General features: G+C 47.6%; 15 protein-coding genes. 7 read left to right on the top strand and 8 right to left on the bottom strand.

Annotated features, from left to right (window positions below; all coding sequences use genetic code 11):
• Positions 1–3 precede the first annotated feature (3 nt).
• On the top strand, positions 4–471 hold the full coding sequence (locus tag EXM22_RS04425) for a hypothetical protein (protein ID WP_149485350.1): 468 nt from the start codon (positions 4–6) through the stop codon (positions 469–471).
• Entirely contained in the window at positions 468–2,675 is a 2,208-nt protein-coding gene (locus EXM22_RS04420; protein WP_149485349.1) for a HEAT repeat domain-containing protein, read from the top strand. The genes EXM22_RS04425 and EXM22_RS04420 overlap by 4 nt, the downstream gene beginning before the upstream one ends.
• Before the next feature lie 65 nt (positions 2,676–2,740).
• On the opposite strand, the gene gpmI is transcribed toward EXM22_RS04420, so the two are convergent.
• Positions 2,741–4,393, bottom strand: coding sequence for a 2,3-bisphosphoglycerate-independent phosphoglycerate mutase (gene gpmI, locus EXM22_RS04415; RefSeq protein WP_149485348.1), 1,653 nt, complete (start codon positions 4,391–4,393; stop codon positions 2,741–2,743).
• A 156-nt stretch (positions 4,394–4,549) separates the two neighbouring features.
• Here gpmI and EXM22_RS04410 point away from each other — a divergent pair, with 156 nt between their 5' ends.
• Complete coding sequence (locus tag EXM22_RS04410; protein WP_149485347.1) at positions 4,550–5,674, top strand: DUF362 domain-containing protein; 1,125 nt, start codon at positions 4,550–4,552, stop codon at positions 5,672–5,674.
• A 1-nt stretch (position 5,675) separates the two neighbouring features.
• Positions 5,676–6,542, top strand: coding sequence for a M28 family peptidase (locus EXM22_RS04405; protein ID WP_149485346.1), 867 nt, complete (start codon positions 5,676–5,678; stop codon positions 6,540–6,542).
• Between the two features lie 3 nt (positions 6,543–6,545).
• Here EXM22_RS04405 and EXM22_RS04400 read toward each other — a convergent pair whose 3' ends face one another.
• On the bottom strand, positions 6,546–7,430 hold the full coding sequence (locus EXM22_RS04400) for a homocysteine S-methyltransferase family protein (protein ID WP_149485345.1): 885 nt from the start codon (positions 7,428–7,430) through the stop codon (positions 6,546–6,548).
• Between the two features lie 166 nt (positions 7,431–7,596).
• Here EXM22_RS04400 and EXM22_RS04395 point away from each other — a divergent pair, with 166 nt between their 5' ends.
• The 3 genes from EXM22_RS04395 to EXM22_RS04385 are packed head-to-tail and all read left to right on the top strand — an operon-like array spanning position 7,597 to position 12,477.
• Positions 7,597–8,079 carry a COG2426 family protein gene (locus EXM22_RS04395; protein WP_149485344.1) on the top strand — a complete coding sequence of 161 codons (483 nt, stop codon included), beginning with the start codon at positions 7,597–7,599 and terminating at the stop codon, positions 8,077–8,079.
• Positions 8,080–8,114: 35 nt separating this feature from the next.
• Positions 8,115–10,109, top strand: a complete 1,995-nt coding sequence (locus tag EXM22_RS04390; protein ID WP_149485343.1) for an ATP-dependent helicase — start codon at positions 8,115–8,117, stop codon at positions 10,107–10,109.
• A gap of 43 nt (positions 10,110–10,152) precedes the next feature.
• The gene (locus tag EXM22_RS04385) at positions 10,153–12,477 is read left to right on the top strand and encodes an MFS transporter (protein WP_149485342.1); all 2,325 of its coding nucleotides are present in this window, start codon (positions 10,153–10,155) and stop codon (positions 12,475–12,477) included.
• A 28-nt stretch (positions 12,478–12,505) separates the two neighbouring features.
• Here the strand turns inward: EXM22_RS04385 and metA are convergent, their stop codons facing one another.
• The 6 genes from metA to EXM22_RS04355 form a co-directional block, all read right to left on the bottom strand.
• A complete protein-coding gene (metA, locus tag EXM22_RS04380; RefSeq protein ID WP_149485341.1) occupies positions 12,506–13,420 on the bottom strand; it encodes a homoserine O-acetyltransferase MetA in 915 nt (304 codons plus the stop codon).
• Between the two features lie 9 nt (positions 13,421–13,429).
• Entirely contained in the window at positions 13,430–14,062 is a 633-nt protein-coding gene (locus EXM22_RS04375) for an MBL fold metallo-hydrolase (protein ID WP_149485340.1), read from the bottom strand.
• Positions 14,063–14,217: 155 nt separating this feature from the next.
• Positions 14,218–14,661, bottom strand: coding sequence for a hypothetical protein (locus EXM22_RS04370; protein WP_149485339.1), 444 nt, complete (start codon positions 14,659–14,661; stop codon positions 14,218–14,220).
• A gap of 18 nt (positions 14,662–14,679) precedes the next feature.
• A complete protein-coding gene (locus tag EXM22_RS04365; RefSeq protein WP_149485338.1) occupies positions 14,680–15,693 on the bottom strand; it encodes a FecR family protein in 1,014 nt (337 codons plus the stop codon).
• Complete coding sequence (locus EXM22_RS04360) at positions 15,690–16,148, bottom strand: hypothetical protein (protein WP_149485337.1); 459 nt, start codon at positions 16,146–16,148, stop codon at positions 15,690–15,692. Before EXM22_RS04360 ends, EXM22_RS04365 begins: the two co-directional genes overlap by 4 nt.
• Positions 16,149–16,206: 58 nt before the next feature.
• Positions 16,207–17,490 carry a M23 family metallopeptidase gene (locus tag EXM22_RS04355; RefSeq protein ID WP_149485336.1) on the bottom strand — a complete coding sequence of 428 codons (1,284 nt, stop codon included), beginning with the start codon at positions 17,488–17,490 and terminating at the stop codon, positions 16,207–16,209.
• Positions 17,491–17,501 lie beyond the last annotated feature (11 nt).

The following is a 17,501-nucleotide window of genomic DNA, read 5'->3' as shown; positions in this document are numbered from 1 at the left end:
TTTATGAAACCCTCTGTGGAGGAACAAATACTCTTTCCTGCTCTCAACAGCAAAAAGATACATCTCATCCCCGACCTTCTTGACAATGTGTTTTCGTTGACAGGATCCGACCTGGCTCATTGGTATGGAATAGATGAGACCGGTGATGTTGTATGCCGCAAAGCCAAAGGAATATTTCGCAGCAGCAGCTGTGATTCCGATGCTCCCTGGATCGAATTCATTGTAGACTGCCGGGAGTTGCTCGTTCAGAACACGAGGGAGAACAAGGTTTTTCCCGAATTACTCCTCCATAAAAAAATGCAGAGTGCCCTTGTGTGTCCAATCATATTAGAGGGCCTCTTTACAGAAATCATCCTGCTCAATAGCCTCCAATCCAATCATTTTGGCCAGGATCTCCTCAATAAGACTGAAGAATTCAGAACTTATGCATCCATGGTATTACGAGACCGTCCTCAGGAAAATAACGAATGAAAAATATTTTGGCTCTTAAGAATAATGAGAAAGACAGGAAGTACCTCCAGTCATCCATGGCTGAGACAAAACCCTATCAATGGCTGAGTGCTACCCTTCAAAGCCTAGAAAAACAGGCAAAAGAAGCCCCCTGGAAATACCTTTTTCTAAATTATGAAGAAGAGTTACGCCTGATGGCACAGCATCCGGATTCCAAGCTCCGCTACCAGGCGTGCAGTATCCTGATCTTATCGGATTCAAAAACGACCCGCCGTATCCTCTGGGATCTTTTTAGAGACAACCATCAGGAAATCCGTATCCTCATGATTCAATACTTTCGCTCCTCGGACAGACAAAAGTTGTACAATACCCTCTTTCGTCTCTATCTAAGGGATCCGCTGTTTCAAGTCAGAAAAGAAGCCCTATCGAGGATCAGGAAAGATTTTTCAGATCTCTATACCCTGAACACTGAGAATCTGGAAGTGGAAGAGAGGATTCACTGCCTGGAACTTCTGGATATCCATTCGGCCCATGACCATAACCTGGCACTCCGCCTCATGGATGATCCCAGCCCTGGAATCGTCCTTGCCGCCTCCCTCTACCTTGAAAAAACAGGAACCCTAGACAATCTGATAAAAAAAGCCAGTCTTAAGGATGAGGTGGATTTAGACCGGAGAAAAAAAATCCTAATAAGCGCCGCGGAGCATCAGGTCATCTCATTCTTGATGAAAAAAGAGAACCTACAAGGCAGGGCTTCCCTTTTCCTGGCCATTGAGGTTTTTCAAAAAGGGATGACAAGCAGCCTCTTTCCCTGGGTCATAGAACAGGTTTTCGGACTCAAGGGGAGTACTCCCGTTGTGCAGGAATTGAAAGAAAAAGCACTCAGCTGCCTTATCAAAAGGAAAGATCCAGAGAGTATTCTTCTCATAAAACGTTTCCTTCAGGAAAAACTGGAACAGCCTGCTCTCATGGAGCTGTTAATAGAAAATCTACCCTCGGAAGGAAACTTTCAGTTTTATCCCATCCTGAAAACCTTCCTCATGGACAAAGATTTTCCATACTGGCCAAGCCTTGTCAAATCCTTTGAAAAAATGCCTCTCAATCTCTGTCTGTCCGATTTATATGCCTTAGTGAGAGATGCAAGTCTAGACAAGATTATTCGGAAAAGAGCGGTTTTACTCCTGCCTCGTTTTGGAGAATTCACCAGTACCCTCTTCATTCTGGAAAACCTCGGCCTTCTGGATCAGGATGAAATGAGTGACCTGGCCTTGTCCATTGTCCGCTCCCAAAAGTCTGAGTTTCTAAAGACCGCTGCCTTTATTTTTTCTGAGCATGATTCGGCTCTGCATCAGAATCTTATGCGCCTGGCCTCCGCGTCGGGGATACAGGAATTGATCCCCGTGATGGAAGAGAAACTCGTTGATGCCGATCCTATGAGTCGAATGGTTTCACTGAGCTGTTTGAAGGAGCTTGATCAAAGGGATTCCATTCCCCTGATGCGGGGACTCTTATACGATCCCGATGAAAGAGTGCGCCGTGAAGCCGCTTCCGTTTTTGTCGATTGGAACAGGGAAGAAACCTTATCTGAAGTGGGAAAGATACTGCAGGATAAAAATGAGAGTCCTTCTGTTCTAAGGGCCATCATCAAGGCCCTGGGGCTGTGTAAAAATAGCAATGTCATCCCCCTTCTCATATCCCTCTCGGAGTGGCAGATAGAGCTGAAAGACAAAATTTTAGAAGCCCTGAGTTTGAAACAATCCAGGGAAGAGATGGCCCTGATCATCAGCCACTTTGCCAGCTCTTCGGATCAGGGCAGGGAATTTTTAATCGAAGTATTCAGGGCAATGGGAGAATCCATTGAAGAGCCCCTCATGGACCTTCTTGGTTCGACCCAGGATCAAACCCTCAAAGAGAGCATTGCCAGCGTTTTGGATAAAACGGGTTATACGGATTTACAAATTGGGCTTCTCAAGAGTCCCTACTCCTCCAGGAGGCTCAGCGCCGCCGGAAATCTCAGCCTCATCGCTTCACTGAATGCCTGCCGCGGTTTGCTCTTTGCCGCAAAGGACATCAACAGAGACATCCGGATTCTGGCCATTAGAGCCCTGGTTCAGATCAGGGAAAACACGGAAATTCTTGAACAATTGAAGGACGATCCCGATAAAAAAGTTCGCCGCTATACCCTCTGGGCCATAGAACGGATGAAGGCCTCCCAGCTTCCCTGATGTTGAAAACAAAAAAAAGGACCGGAAAACCGGCCCTTTTGAAGTTTTAGAGGAATCTTTTCAAACTACTTTTTCTGAAGGACGCTCTTGTCATAATCTTCGGGAGCCTCATAGCCCAGAAGGTTGATGGTGGTTGCCGCCAGGGAACTGATCCCCAGGCCTTCCACGAGAGTCTCAGAATAGTCTCCCTTGTAATCCGCATCATAAATGATACAAGGAACCGGATTCAATGAATGGGAGGTCTTGGCCCGGGGCTTTCCATTCTCCTTAATGACCAGGTCTCCTTTTTTATTATGTTCCAGCATATCGTCGGAATTACCATGATCGGCAGAGAGAATAAGCACTCCGCCGGCTTCCTGTACGGCCTTTTTAATCCGTCCGATACTCAGGTCCATGGCTTCCATGGAACAAACGACGGCCTGAAACACACCGGTGTGTCCCACCATATCGCCATTGGGAAAATTGAGTTTTATAAGCTCATATTCTCCCCCCTGAATTGTTTCGATTACCTTGTCTGCAATGTCGGCGCACTTCATGGCAGGCCTCTGTTCAAAGGGAACCACATCGGAGGGAACCTCCACATAGGTTTCCAGCTCTTCGCTGAATTTTCCAGTCTTATTTCCATTGAAGAAATAGGTGACATGGCCGAATTTTTGAGTTTCACTGATGGAATACTGCTTGACTCCTGTGGCCACAAGGTATTCTGCCATGGTCCGGTCAATGGCGGGGGGAGTCACAAGATACTGTGCGGGGACATGAAGGTCTCCGTCATATTCCATCATTCCCGCATACTCCACCTTGGGAACCCGGATTCTGTCAAACTTGTCAAACTCATCACCTGCTTCAAAGGCATTGGTGATTTCAAGAGCACGGTCTCCTCTAAAATTAAAGAGGATCACACTGTCTCCGTCTTCTATTGTTCCTACGGGAACACCCTCATCGGCGATAACGAAGGGAGGAAGATCCTGATCGATGGCTTCTGTTCTTTCTCTTAGTGAAACAATGGCTTCATGAGCCGATGCGAAGAGTTCACCTTCACCCAGAACATGTGTTGCCCACCCTTTTTCAACGATGCTCCAGTTGGCCTGATATCGGTCCATGGTGATCTGCATCCGTCCACCGCCAGAGGCAATGCGTGCAGAAAAATTATCATCCGAAATATCTGCCAGAAAGGCTTCGGTGGGATCAAAAAAATCAAGTGCGGACATCTCACCCACATCACGGCCGTCCAGGAGGGCATGAATACGAACAGTTTTGACTCCCCCTTCTTTGGCTTTGACAATCATGGCCTTGAGGTGATCCACATGGGAATGAACATTTCCATCAGACAGGAGACCAATAAAATGGAGGGTTCCATCATTATCTTTGGCGTTGTTCATCAGTTTCTGCCAGGTTTCTCCCTCAAACATCCGGCCTGAATCGATGGATTTACCCACCAGTTTGGCTCCCTGAGCGAACACACGGCCGCAACCAATGGCGTTGTGTCCAACTTCGGAGTTTCCCATGTCATCATCTGATGGAAGCCCTACTGCCACACCGTGAGCCTTGAGAGCCGTTTTGGGACAGCTAGCTGCGAGTTCATCCAGGGTTTCTGTCATAGCAGCCTTGACTGCATCTCCCGTCTCGTATTTACCATATCCGACTCCGTCCATGATACAAAGCACGACGGGTCCTCTTCTTTTTTGTATGAAACTATGTTTTTTAAGCGGTTCTACCACAATAATACCTCTTTACCTGAAGGGTTATTTATATCTTAGAATTAAACATACTCTGCTGAGAGGTTAAAAATCAAGTAGAACCCGGGGATTCTCACACTCTGTGTTCATTAAAAAGGGCTTGTCAGAAGAGTGTCACTCCGCAGATAATGTTCTTATATGAAAAAACCAATTGTTACTGTTGTTTCCTGTCCTGAATATGATGTCAAAATGATACAGGACCAAATTGAAATGATCATATCCACAACGACCTTTCCGGATGTGATGAACAAGTCTGTCCTCCTGAAACCGAATATGCTCTCCGGTTCGGATCCGGCAAAAGCCGTCACCACCCATCCAGCCTTTATTAAAGCCGTTATCAGGTCCCTCAAAAAGCGGGGTGCCTCCCGCATTGCCGTGGGAGATTCTCCTGGTGTGGCATCTGCCGATGCGGCGGGTAAAAAGAGCGGCATTAAGGACGCAGTTGAATCTGAGGGGGCCCAATGGGCCGTTTTCAATGATGTGGTCAGCGTTCCCTGTCCCAATGGGAAAAAACAGAAACAATTCTATTTGGCCTCTATTTCGCAGGAGGTGGATTTAATCATATCTCTCCCGAAGATGAAGACCCATGAGATGATGTACTATACAGGGGCGGTTAAGAATCTATTCGGCCTGATCCCGGGCCTCAAGAAATCCCGCTTTCATCTGAATTTCCCCGAAAAAGAGGATTTTGCCTCCATGATTGTAGACCTCCTTGAAACAGTCAAACCCGCCTATTCCCTGATGGACGCCATTGTCTCCATGGAGGGGCCAGGCCCCGGAAGCGGCACCCCCCGTCAAACTGGATTGATCCTGGGCTCAGATAACGCGGCAGCCCTGGACTGGACGGCCGCTGAAATCATGGGTTACAACGGGATCGACATCCCCATACTGAAGGAGATTGTGAACCGGGGAGAATGGCTCCATTCAGAGACAGTCATCGAGTATCCCCGCCTTCATCCGGATGAATTAAAGATCAATGATTTCAAGAGAGTCCATGTGTTGAAGGATACTGGATTTTTCAAGAAGAAAACCCCGCCGGCACTCTATAACGCCGTTAAAAATCTGTACGTCCCCAGGCCCTTTTTTGAGGCTTCTCCCTGTATCGTCTGCAGAAGATGTGTGGATATCTGTCCCGCCAAGGCCCTTTCGGTGGTTAAGAAAAACCCGCGTAAAAAAATCAAAATAGACTACAAACTCTGTATACGCTGTTACTGCTGTCATGAAGTGTGTCCTGTGGAAGCCATACGCATAGGCAGGATTTGATTTGAAAAACAGTTTTGATGAGTTATTGAAACGCTTCTGTGATCTCGACTGTGACCGATTCCTCTTTCTAAAGACTCTTTTGGAGTGGAAAGAGATTCCCTTTGAGGTCCTCAAGGGAGGCGGCCGTCATATTCTGGTATCAACAAAGGGCACAAAACCCTTTTTAAACGACCATTGCCGGAAAATACTGGTGGCCCACTATGACAGGGTGGATGGCACTCCCGGTGCCAATGATAACAGCGCCGCTGTTTTTATGCTCCTCAAACACATTGATCTGCTCATCAAGGCCGATTATTCTCACAATACGCTTATACTGTTCACAGACAAAGAGGAACTTCAGGAAGGGAATTCAATTCACGATCAGGGAGCCTGGCATCTGGCCGAACTTTGGCCTGATCAATACAGAGAGAGAGACCTATTCATCGTTTTGGATATGTGCGGCATCGGGGACACCCTGATTTGGGGGAAAACAGCGGGAAAACTCCCGGGGATAAACCTCAGACGGATCAATTATCTTTATGATTCCCTCAAAGACCTCCTGCACCGGTACAGCCGGCAGCAGGACATGGATATCAATGACCTCTGCTCCGATGATCTTGGGTTTCTGCTTCAGGGACTGACGGCCCTTCAGATATCCCTTCTCCCCTGGAAAGAAGCCCTCACATGGAAAAAATCCTCCCAGAATCCTCTCCCGAATAAGTCAAAATCCATCCTCGAAAATATGACCAAACCCCTGCGTACACTCCCGGACAGCTGGAAAACAAATCACAGCGCCGAAGACAGGGTGAGCACCCTGGACCCCAAGGCTTTTCAGCTGATGGAGTCTTTTTTAAGGGACCTGTCCCGTTACCAGATTCCCCTGCCCTGATCCCTATTTTAGGAATTTTTCAATTTCAGCAACGATGCCCGCAACATGATCCGGTCCCGTTCCGCAGCAGCCGCCCACAACGGAAACACCGAGATCCAGCAGACTTTTGACATGGCTGGCGTATTCAAGGGCTCCCATGGGATAGACTACTTTGTTATTTTCCAGCACAGGCAGGCCCGCATTGGCCTTGATCCACACGGGGACAGTGCTGAGAGAACAAATCTTAGAGGCCAAATCGACATACTGATCAATCCCGGCTCCGCAGTTGGCTCCTACCGCAGAAGCACCAAGGGACTCCAGGGCGGGAATGACGTCCTCAGGAGCATGGCCCATGACCGTTTTGAAGGAACCGTCTGCCATGAGATCGTATGTAAGGGTACACACCACGGGCAGCCCGGTCCGGATGGCCCCTTTGAGGGCTGCAGAGATCTCAATGAGGTCTGTGAAGGTTTCTAAAAGGAGTATATCCGCTCCTCCCTCTTTTAGAGCCTCACCCTGTAAAAAATAGGATTCTTCCACATCTTCCTCAGAAACATCCCCCATAAAAACCATTTTCCCTGTGGGTCCCATATCTCCGGCGGTGATAAACGCTCCCCCCTGGGCTTCTCGGGTCAAACGGGCGCCTTCCCTGTTGATTTGAGCCATCTGATCTTCAAGATTCCGATGCTGTAGTTTAAACGAGTTTCCTCCAAAGGTATTTGTCAGAATAATCCGGCTTCCAACCCGGGCATAGGACGCGGCGACGTCCCTGATCTTATCCTCTTCATTCAGGTTCCAGGATTCTGGAGCATCCCCCTGTTCCAAACCGGCTTTTAAGAGTTCCGTTCCCCAGGCACCGTCGGCGGCTACGGGATATTGTATATAGTCATTGAATTCCTGTTTTGTCATTGAGACTCCCCTGTCATCATTTTATGATTTACCTAAGTTTAAGACCCTCGGATTATACCTTGTTTTATCTATCTTTGAAAATGAGAATAATATGAAGATCAGCCTTGAAAAAAAAAACAAAAGAGTGGATGCTTCATTTCTAAGAATACTCAAGTGAGGAGCTTTCATGTCGGCACAGACCTGGTCCTGGACAATTTTATTATCCCTACTACCCATATCTGAATTGAGAGGAGCCATTCCCTATGCGATGACACAGGGAATCCCCTTCTACATAGCCTGGCCTGTGTGTGTTGCCCTCAATGCCCTGGTGGCTCCCCTTGTCTATATTTTCTTGGGAACCTTCCATAAGCTTTTTTATAAGTGGAGCTTTTATGCCCGTCTATTTGAAAAAATCATAGAAAATGCCCGGCACAAGCTCCATGATAAGGTTGAAAAATACGGATATCTGGGAGTCACTCTCTTTGTTGCCATTCCCCTCCCCATCACCGGGGCCTATACGGGAACTCTGGGAGCCTGGATACTCGGACTCTCCAGAAAGAAAACCATTCTTTCTGTACTCGTCGGTGTGATCATTTCGGGAACAATTGTCACAGGTATTATGGTTTTTGGTCATGGTGCCTTTTCATTGTTCATAAAAGAAGTACACTAAAGACAGAATCTACTGATCATTAAGGATTTTCTGAAGTGAATTTAAACTCAATCCAACTAAACCCAGAACAAAAACTTGCTGTCGATACAATAGACGGAGCTCTTTTGATTATCGCCGGTGCCGGCAGTGGCAAAACAGGTGTGATTACGACCCGTATTGCCAACATGCTCAATCACGGGATTCATCAATCCAACATTCTGGCCCTCACCTTTACAAATAAGGCCGCCAGTGAAATGGAAGAGCGCGTCAAGAATATCACCGGTAAGAAACTCACCAATCTGACCCTGTCCACCTTTCATGCCTTTGGAGTCAAGATCCTCCGGGAGCACTACAAGGACATGGGATTCAGACCCAATTTTTCCATTTATGATACCAATGATAAGTTGGCCTGTCTCAAGGAGGCCGCCAGAGAACTGAAGCTCAAATATGAGACGCCTGAGCTTATGGAACTGGGAAATATGTTCTCCTCCATCAAAACCGAGCGCATCAGCTGGGACAACACCAACGATCAGCACAAGCCTCTGTACATCGAATATGAAGACCATATGAGAATTTACAATGCGGTGGACTTTGATGATCTCATTGTCAAACCCATCCGTCTTTTGGAGAAACGTCCGGAAATTTTAGAAAAGTATCAGGATAAATACCGCTACATCATGGTAGATGAGTTTCAGGACACCTCTTCCATACAGTATAGAATGCTCCAGCTCCTGTCCTCAAAGCACCGTAATATCTGCTGTGTAGGCGACGATGACCAGTCCATTTATTCCTGGCGCGGCGCCAACTACGGCAATATCCTTCAGTTTGAAAAGGACTTCCCCGAGCTGCTTGAAATCAAACTGGAAAGGAATTACCGCTCTACCGGGGTTATCTTGAAGGCGGCCAATGCGGTCATCGCCAACAATACCAATAGGAAGCTGAAAGAGCTGTGGACTGAACTGACTCACAATGAGATGACCATCAAACACTGCCTTCCCGAGGATGACCGGGAAGAGGGAGAGTTTATCGCCTCCACTATTGCTTCTCTCAGGATGCAGGATCATATGAAATATGATCAATTCGGCATATTGATCAGGACGAACAGCCTGAGTAAGGCCGTTGAGGATGCTCTTTTAAACCATAATATTCCCTACTCCATGTCGGGAGGAACCAGTTTTTTTCAGAGAGCCGAAATCAGAGACATCATTGCCTACTTCAGGGTCATCAACAATCCCGATGATGATGTAAACCTCATGCGCATCATCAACACTCCCCGCAGGGGTGTTGGAAAAAAGGCCCTGGAAACCCTGGTAAACCTGGCTCAGGAACGGGGAGAGTCCATGTATTCCTCCCTGACGGCCCTCCTATTTGCGGCCGATTCGGGCATCAGCAGCCAGCTCCGGGGCGGTTTGGCTGAATTTATGGAGATCATCGAAGACTTTAGGGAGAGGTTTAGCGAATCCAAGGCCCTGGCGGCAACGGCTCAGGAACTTGTGGAAGAAATTGGATACTGGGACTACCTGCTTCATGAGCATGCCAATAACGACAAGGTCGCCAAATGGAAATACGACAATATCGGGATGTTCCTGGAGTTCATGTCCCGCTGGGAAAAGAATCCCGATAATCTAAATCCAAGCCTTCAGAAATGGATCAACCGGATCACTCTGGTTACCCGGGATGAAATGGATGATGAAGATGCGGGAAAGGTGAATCTGATGACCATCCATGCCTCCAAGGGCCTGGAATTTGATGTGGTATTCCTGGCAGGTGTAGAGCGCGACATCATTCCTCATGCCAGGGCTGTGGCAGAAGACCCTCTGAATATGGAAGAGGAGCGCCGTCTCTTCTATGTGGCCATTACCAGAGCCCGGAAAAAACTCTTTATCACATCCTGCATGAAGCGGAAACAGATGCGTGAGATGATCGACTCTGGCCCATCACCCTTCCTGGAAGAGATTCCAGGAGATCTTCTGGAAGAGATGGAAATGGAAGTGGATGTGGAAGATGCCGATGAGGCTAAAAAATATTTTGCCCGTCTTCCCTGGAAGTGATAAGCTGAAAAACTAAGTCAGGATACCGCCGGAGGAACATACATTGATTGACTACCAGGGAAAAAGAATCACTTCTGCCCGTCTGGAGCGGTCTCTCAGGATCTCTCTTATAGCGGGAGGCCTTGGTTCCGTCTGGTTTATTTTCTGTCAGCCCCAGCAGATTTTGACGGTTATGATCAGGAACTACCTCCATGCGACGGATCAGCAGCTGGGGACCTTTGTGGCCATCTTGAACATGGCCGGTCTATTTCACCTGGGTGCCATCTACCTCTACTCCCGGACCGACCGCATCAAGCCTGTTTGGATTATTACGACAATTCTTTCAAGATCCTCCGCGTTTTTTATCTCCGCAGCAGCCCTATATGTCTACTGGGGGGGTGATAAAACCATTGCCCTGTGGGCTGTCATGACTGTATCTCTTATCTTGACCTATGCCATGGGCAATATTTCCGGTTCGGGATGGTGGACCTGGATCAGCGCCCTCATCCCCGAAAAATCCAGATCCAGTTATTTTGGAAAACGCTCCAGTCTGGCACAGCTGATGAACATCATCTTTTTCTTTTCGGCCACATGGCTGCTGGACCATTTTTCGGTGAATATTTTCCTCATCTACGGCCTCATCTATTTTGTCGTGGGACTATTGGGTGTGGCGGATATCCTCCTGCATATTGCCGTCCCCGAACCGGTGAATGCCCATGAGAAAAAGACCTTTGCGCTGTGCACACTCATGGAACCCGTCAAGAATAAGACCTTTATCCTCTTTGCTCTGGTAACGGGTTTTTCAGTCCTCAGTATATTCATTGCCGCTCCCTTCCTGGCACCCCATATTACGAGTCCCAGAACCGTGGGGGCTCCCAATATATGGCTGGGGATCATGTTTCTCATCTCTCAGCTGACCTGGATGGTCATCGCTCCCTTCTGGGGTATGATGATGGACAGGATGGGACAGAAACCCATTGTCCTTTTGGGGCTCCTTCATCCCCTCTGCTATCCCTTGTATCTCATTTTAAGACCGGATAACTACACCATAATACTGCCCCTCATATCCATTTGGACGGGTATATTCGCACCTGCCTTCTGGGAAGGAATTAATCAGATGATGCTGGCCCTCGTTCCATCCAAAAACAGAACGGCTTATGTGGCCTGGTACTGGGCTCTCTTGGGCATCATCGGGTCCATGGGAAACCTCCTTGGTGGATTCATTATGGAAAATACGGGCAGTCTAAACCTCACCGTCATGAGTACACTGGCCATGACAGCCCTGAGTTTTCTCATTTTCAGCAGAATCAACAGCCCCGAAACGGCCCGTTTGGACCAGATTTTCTCCCTTATCACAACGCCTTCGGTCTACAGGACCTATGCCCAGCTGACGACCCTCTCGGGTACGGTCAGGCCCGACAGGGTTCGTAAGGCCCTCAAGGACGTGAAAAGCAAATCGGGAATACTGGCCTTCGAGGAAGTAAAAAGCCGTTTGGACGACCCTGTGAGATCTGTAAGAGAAGAGGCCGTTTATGCCATGGGCCGCATCGGAACCCCCGAAGCCAGGGATGTCCTGATTCAGCACCTCAACAATCCGGAATCTCTTGTGAGACCGGAAACAGCGGCGGCCCTGGGAATCATGCAGGATTTAACGGCCATACCCTACCTGGTGGATGCCCTTTATACGGGAGATGAAGAGCTCCAGGAAGAATCCGCCCTGGCTCTGGGAAAACTCAGGAGTGAGGAATCTGTGAAAGCCCTGAAGCAGATCATAAGGGAAAACCGCTCCCAAAGGGTCAAGGTTTCCAGCGCCCAGGGAATTGCCCAGCAGAACAAACTCGAAGCAGTCGAAGAGATTATGAATTTGTGGGAACAGACAAGCAACAAGGTGCTCAAAAATCAGCTCTCCATATCCCTTGGGAATATCATAGGAGATCCCGGTGGGTTTTACCGCTGTGTCACAGGCACCCAGGAAAACAGGGACAAGGCCATATCCAACCTCTTCAAAGACGTATACACAAGATTAAAGAGACTATCCAATTTGGATTCCGGTTATGTGAGCCATATCATCAGGGACAGCCTCCCCTTGGTGGAAGAAACCTACTTCAGGCACGAATACTCCCAGAGTTTCTCAAAAATGTACACCATTATCCTCAACTTGATATTTAGAAAGCTGGAAATCATGGGCTACAAGGGGAAACCCGAGGAAGCCGACTCCTTTTTGAAGAAGAAGGACAGCCTCCTGTATCTGGGGTCTCATCTATACAATAGGCTGGAGAGATTCCGTGTTGAAAAAGGGGTAGAACCGCAGCACACAGACATTCTACTGGGTGTATATTTTCTAAAATCCTACTGTAAGAGGGAGATCAATCGGAGCCGTAAAAGCTGAGATTATCCTTCCAAAGGAGGAATCAGACTTAAATATCTTCCAGATTATAGGGTGTGACCTGATAGACATAATAGTTCAGCCAGTTTGAAAAGAGCAAATTGGCATGACTGCGCCAGCTGACATTGGGTTCCTGAGAAGGATCGTCATTGGGAAAATAATTTCGGGGAACAACGGGGTTCATCCCCTTGGCCAGATCCCGCTCATACTCCTCTTTCAGTGTCAGAGGATCGTATTCCGAATGGCCTGTCACATAGATCTGCTTGCCTTCTTCATCCAGAACGATATAGATGCCCGCTTCATCCGATTCAGACACGATTTTAAGCCGATCGATTCCTTCAATGTCTTCCCGTCTGACCTCTGTGTGCCTTGAATGGGGAGCCAGAAAATTGTCATCAAAGCCCCGAACAAGAGGCACATTTCTATCATTCAGCTGATGGCAGAATACACCGGACATTTTTGTCTTTATGGAATGCTTTTTAACACCATAGTGGTAATAGAGCCCGGCCTGGGCGCCCCAGCAGATGTGAAGAGTGGAGGTTACATTGGTTTTAGACCATTCTAAGATACTTGTGATTTCATCCCAGTAATTGACCTCTTCAAATTCCATGGTTTCAACGGGCGCACCGGTCACGATCAATCCGTCATATTTTTTGGATTTGATTTCATCAAAGGTCCTGTAAAACACCTCGAGATGTTCTTCCGGAGTGTTACGGCTCGTATGGGTCGCCGGCTGTATCAAATCAACCTCCACCTGGAGGGGACTATTGGACAGCAGGCGCAGCAAATGTGTTTCTGTTGTGATCTTTAAGGGCATCAGGTTCAGGATCAGGATCTTAAGAGATCGAATATCCTGCTGCATGGCCCTGGTTTCGGTCATGACAAATATGTTTTCACTGTTGAGTATATCCGTTGCCGGGAGTTTATCGGGTATTCTTACTGGCATGATCTCCTCCTATGCTGTAATAAAGGGATTGCTGATCTTTTCTTTACCAACCAATGTGGATGATCCGTGTCCGGGATAAAGGATTGTTTCATCCGGCAGGGTATAGACCTGGTTGAGAATGGACCTCTTCAGGGCCTCCCCATCCCCTCCTGGAAGGTCTGTACGTCCCACAGAGCTGTCAAAAATGACATCTCCTGTGAAACAGCAACCTCCGTCGGGAAAATAGAAGATAAGAGACCCGGGACAGTGTCCGGGAGTGTCTCTCACTTCGATCCTAAAACCGCAAAGGTTCAATGTTTCATCATGAGACAGCACTGTATCGACCTTACCGGGAATGAATTTCAACCCCGGGATGGCCATGGCTTTTTGGGAATCGGGATGTTCAATCTCAGAAACGGCTGTTTTGTGAGAATAGACAGGAATTCCTGCCTCCACAAATTTGTAAACATCCAGGATGTGGTCCCAATGGGGATGGGTGATTAGCAGGGCTTTTAACTGCCACTGGTTCTTTGCCAACTCACCCTGAATCATTTCAAAAGCATCGGGACCGGCATCTACGGCAATGACTTCTTGAGTCGATTTGTTAATTATAAGGTAGGCATTGGTCTGTATAGGACCCGCCGGTAGTATTTCAATATCCACGTGATACTCCTGGTGATATTCATCTGAATGCTCTTCTCGAGCGTTTTTTAGTAACCAAGAATATCATAAAACAGGGGATATGAACAGAGGATCGCTTAGTGATCTATAAGTAAATTAGTACGCATTGCCGCCGGGACACCGGCGGCAGAGATGGATTATTCGCTCAGCCCCTTAATTAAATATGGATAATCATCAACAGTGATAGTCATATCATAAATTTTCCAGTTATCATCCCCATCTTCACGCATGGTAGCTGTAAACAGACCATCGTCTAAGTTAAGATGTGTAAGGGTACCGGAGGCGGTCTTATCATCACCACTTCCATCAGTGGTAGCTAAAAGTTCAAAATTAAAAGGAGCGTTTCCTGAACTTAAAGGACCAGAAGAAAAAACTTCTTCTTTCAGATAGGTATCATAACTTTCCATTGCAGGATGAAAATGTGTCTTTAGATTGCTATAATCCCCATCGTTGAGGGTATCCTCAAAGGCTTCAATCCTCTCAGTGATGGAATATGTTGCCGCTTCGTCCAGAAGGTCACATCCAAAAAACATAAGGACTAAAAAGGCCGCGCCGGCTATTTTCAAAGTATTTTTAAGCATATTCAACTCCTTAAAGTTCTAGTAGATATCCGCATCAACCAGGTAGGGGACAATCCTCGTCTCGTACAGGTCCGCAAACTGGTTGTAGGCGTTCATAAAGTCCAAATAATCGGGATTTTCCTGGTCCAGAATGTACCGTATCTTCATCTCCACAAACATGGTGGCAATGACGTAACGTCTCAGATATTTAGATGAAACCGCGTAGTAGCGGACATTCTGCTTCATCCCCGAAACCTTCACTTCCTCAGCAAAAACAGTCTCCTTGTAAAAGGCCTTTCTTTCTGCGTCCTCCATCTCTTTCATCCTATCACGCAAACCCGTCACTGCTTCCAGCTGGGCCTGAAACAGGGCCTCAAACTTGTCCGCCTCGTCGGCGTATTCCAAAAGCTGGTCGGTCATCAAAAATACGGTTGTGGCAGGATTATTCAAGAAGGCTTCTTCCGATTCTGCCAAGAATCCGCTGTAATCCACCTGTCCCCGGAGCACCTCAAAGACTTCCCCGGGAGCTTCCCCGGCGTTGACTCTCACACCCTCTTCGGCTTCCAGCTGAACCTCTTCACCCTTGGAGCTGACGGCCACACTACCCTCATCTACAACATACAGGGCGGAGCCATCAATACCAGCGAGGACGGTAAACTCGGTGCCTCTGAGGCCGCACACGGTGGAAGGAGTCGAAATGGTCGGCTCCTCATCCCTCATGGCCTTGGTAAACTTGTACCCCGCAGACCCCAATACCAGTTGAAAGTTGTTTCTACTGCCCCTGTCGGTCTGGACTGAGGCAAGCTTGAAGATGGAATCTTCATTGACTTTCACAACTGAGCCGTCTTCCATCTCCAGTTCGGCATAGCCGTCATATCCGGTGATGATGGAATCGCCCGTCTCGACCATCATGCCGATGTCGGCGTAATCCAGGCCGCCCGAGGATGATTTAAGGTCAACCGTGCCGTCCACAAAGACGATTTCTCCCTCTAAAGCGAAGAGGGAAGCCAAACAAAGGCTGGAGAACAGGAGGATTAGAAGAATTTTTTTCATGATTGGACTCCTTTCCAGGCCAGAATGGAAACATGGCCCTTCTTCCCGGAACGGAGGACCATATAGACCCTTTGTCCAGCAGCTTGTATCTCTACAAAACTGTCTTCACTGGTCAAAAGATTATTGAAATAGGTTTGGATCTCCCAATTTTCGGAGAAGATCAGGGCATCCGAGGGCAAAACTGGACGTCGGCTGACAACTACGGGATCATCCAGAATGTATCCGGCATCAATCAGACCGTTCCAGAGACGGCGCAGCTGAGTATCCGAATCCAGGATTTCACTGTCAAAGACAAAGGGCAAAAGCGATGATTCAATCAGAACATCCGCCTGAGAGCCGTTTAGACTCTCGATGATGCCCAATGCATCATCATCTGCAATTCCCGGCCTAAAACCGGCACAGGATGCCAAAAGCGCTAATACAGTGACTAAAAAGAGGGGTTTAAAATACTTCATAACTTAATTATATCTCCAGGTATAGGACAAAACAATGTGTACCTTTTTTTTTGCACGATTAAGGAAGGGATGATTCATAACTGCTCAGAAGATTCTGATACAATCGGGCATCTTCTCCCGCCAATGTATGACCGGGAGGGAATTTGACAGAAGCGGGATTGATTTGCCTCCCATTGTAGCGCACTTCGTAGTGCAGATGGGGTCCTGTGGACATACCGGTTGTCCCCACATAGCCTATGACCTGCCCCTGGTCAACAGAAGTTCCACGCCGGATACCCCGGCCGAAGGCCGACATGTGGGCATAGAGGGTCACATAGGAGTTGACGTGACGGACAATCACATGGTTGCCGTACACGTCATTGTATCCGGCATAAGTGACTGTACCATCCCCGGATGTTTTGATGGGAGTTCCCCTGGGAGCACCGAAGTCTATTCCCTTGTGCACAGAATTATAGCCGGAGATGGGACTGACCCTGGGGCCAAAACCTGAGGTAATATAGGCTCCATTAATGGGAGTTTTCAGGAGGGTTTTCCGCACGGTCTGTCCCTCGGGATTATAGAAATCAGCCTTCCCTTGTGAATTTTCAAAACGGTAAATAGCCAGATCCTGACCGCCGGTTTTCAAGGTAGTATACAAAATATTTCCTGTATCTACCGGGGTACCTTCTTCATCATAGACCACTTCGAAGGTCACATGCAGTTGATCGCCTTTGTGGATATCCCTTTGAAAGTCTACATCAAAAGAGTAGAGCTGTATGAGTTCCATGATGATATTTTCGGGGATACCCTGGTCCAGGCAGGAGCCGTAGAGACTGGATTCCACAACGGCATCGATTGAAGAAGGATAGGACCGGAGGTTTTTGTACTGCTCTACAACTTCAAATCCCGAACTGGTCGATCTGTTGACCAGAATATCCTTATCAATGGAAACGGGAATCATAATTCCTGCAAAATACTGATTCTCAAAATGGAGTTCTACCTTTTGACCTGCCTGAAGACGCCTGAGGTTTATAACATCCTTTACGGCATCAATGATGGCAGAGCTGTCACTGGCCGTAATACCGTTAGATTCCAGGTGGTAAGAAAGGGAACTTCCCGACTGAATATATGTATTTTTAACTTCCAAAACGGCGGGGGGAGCCTCCTCAGCAACGGTCACAGTAGATAACTCTTTATTATTTTTCTCTACATAAGCGGCGGTTGCCTGGTTGTTCCTGGATATGATCAACTGGAAAATCAGAGCAGAAATGATGAAAAGTGTTAAGAATACCGAACGCCATCTTTTTTTGACAGCGAAAAAACGAAAGTGTCCCATAGAATGTTCATCGGCAGTTTCTAACAATGGTATAACTC

The organism is Oceanispirochaeta crateris (genome assembly GCF_008329965.1).
GTDB lineage: Bacteria > Spirochaetota > Spirochaetia > DSM-2461 > DSM-2461 > Oceanispirochaeta > Oceanispirochaeta crateris.
The sequence above is the reverse complement of the archived record's forward strand: the minus strand, read 5'-3'. Positions and strand labels throughout refer to the sequence as shown.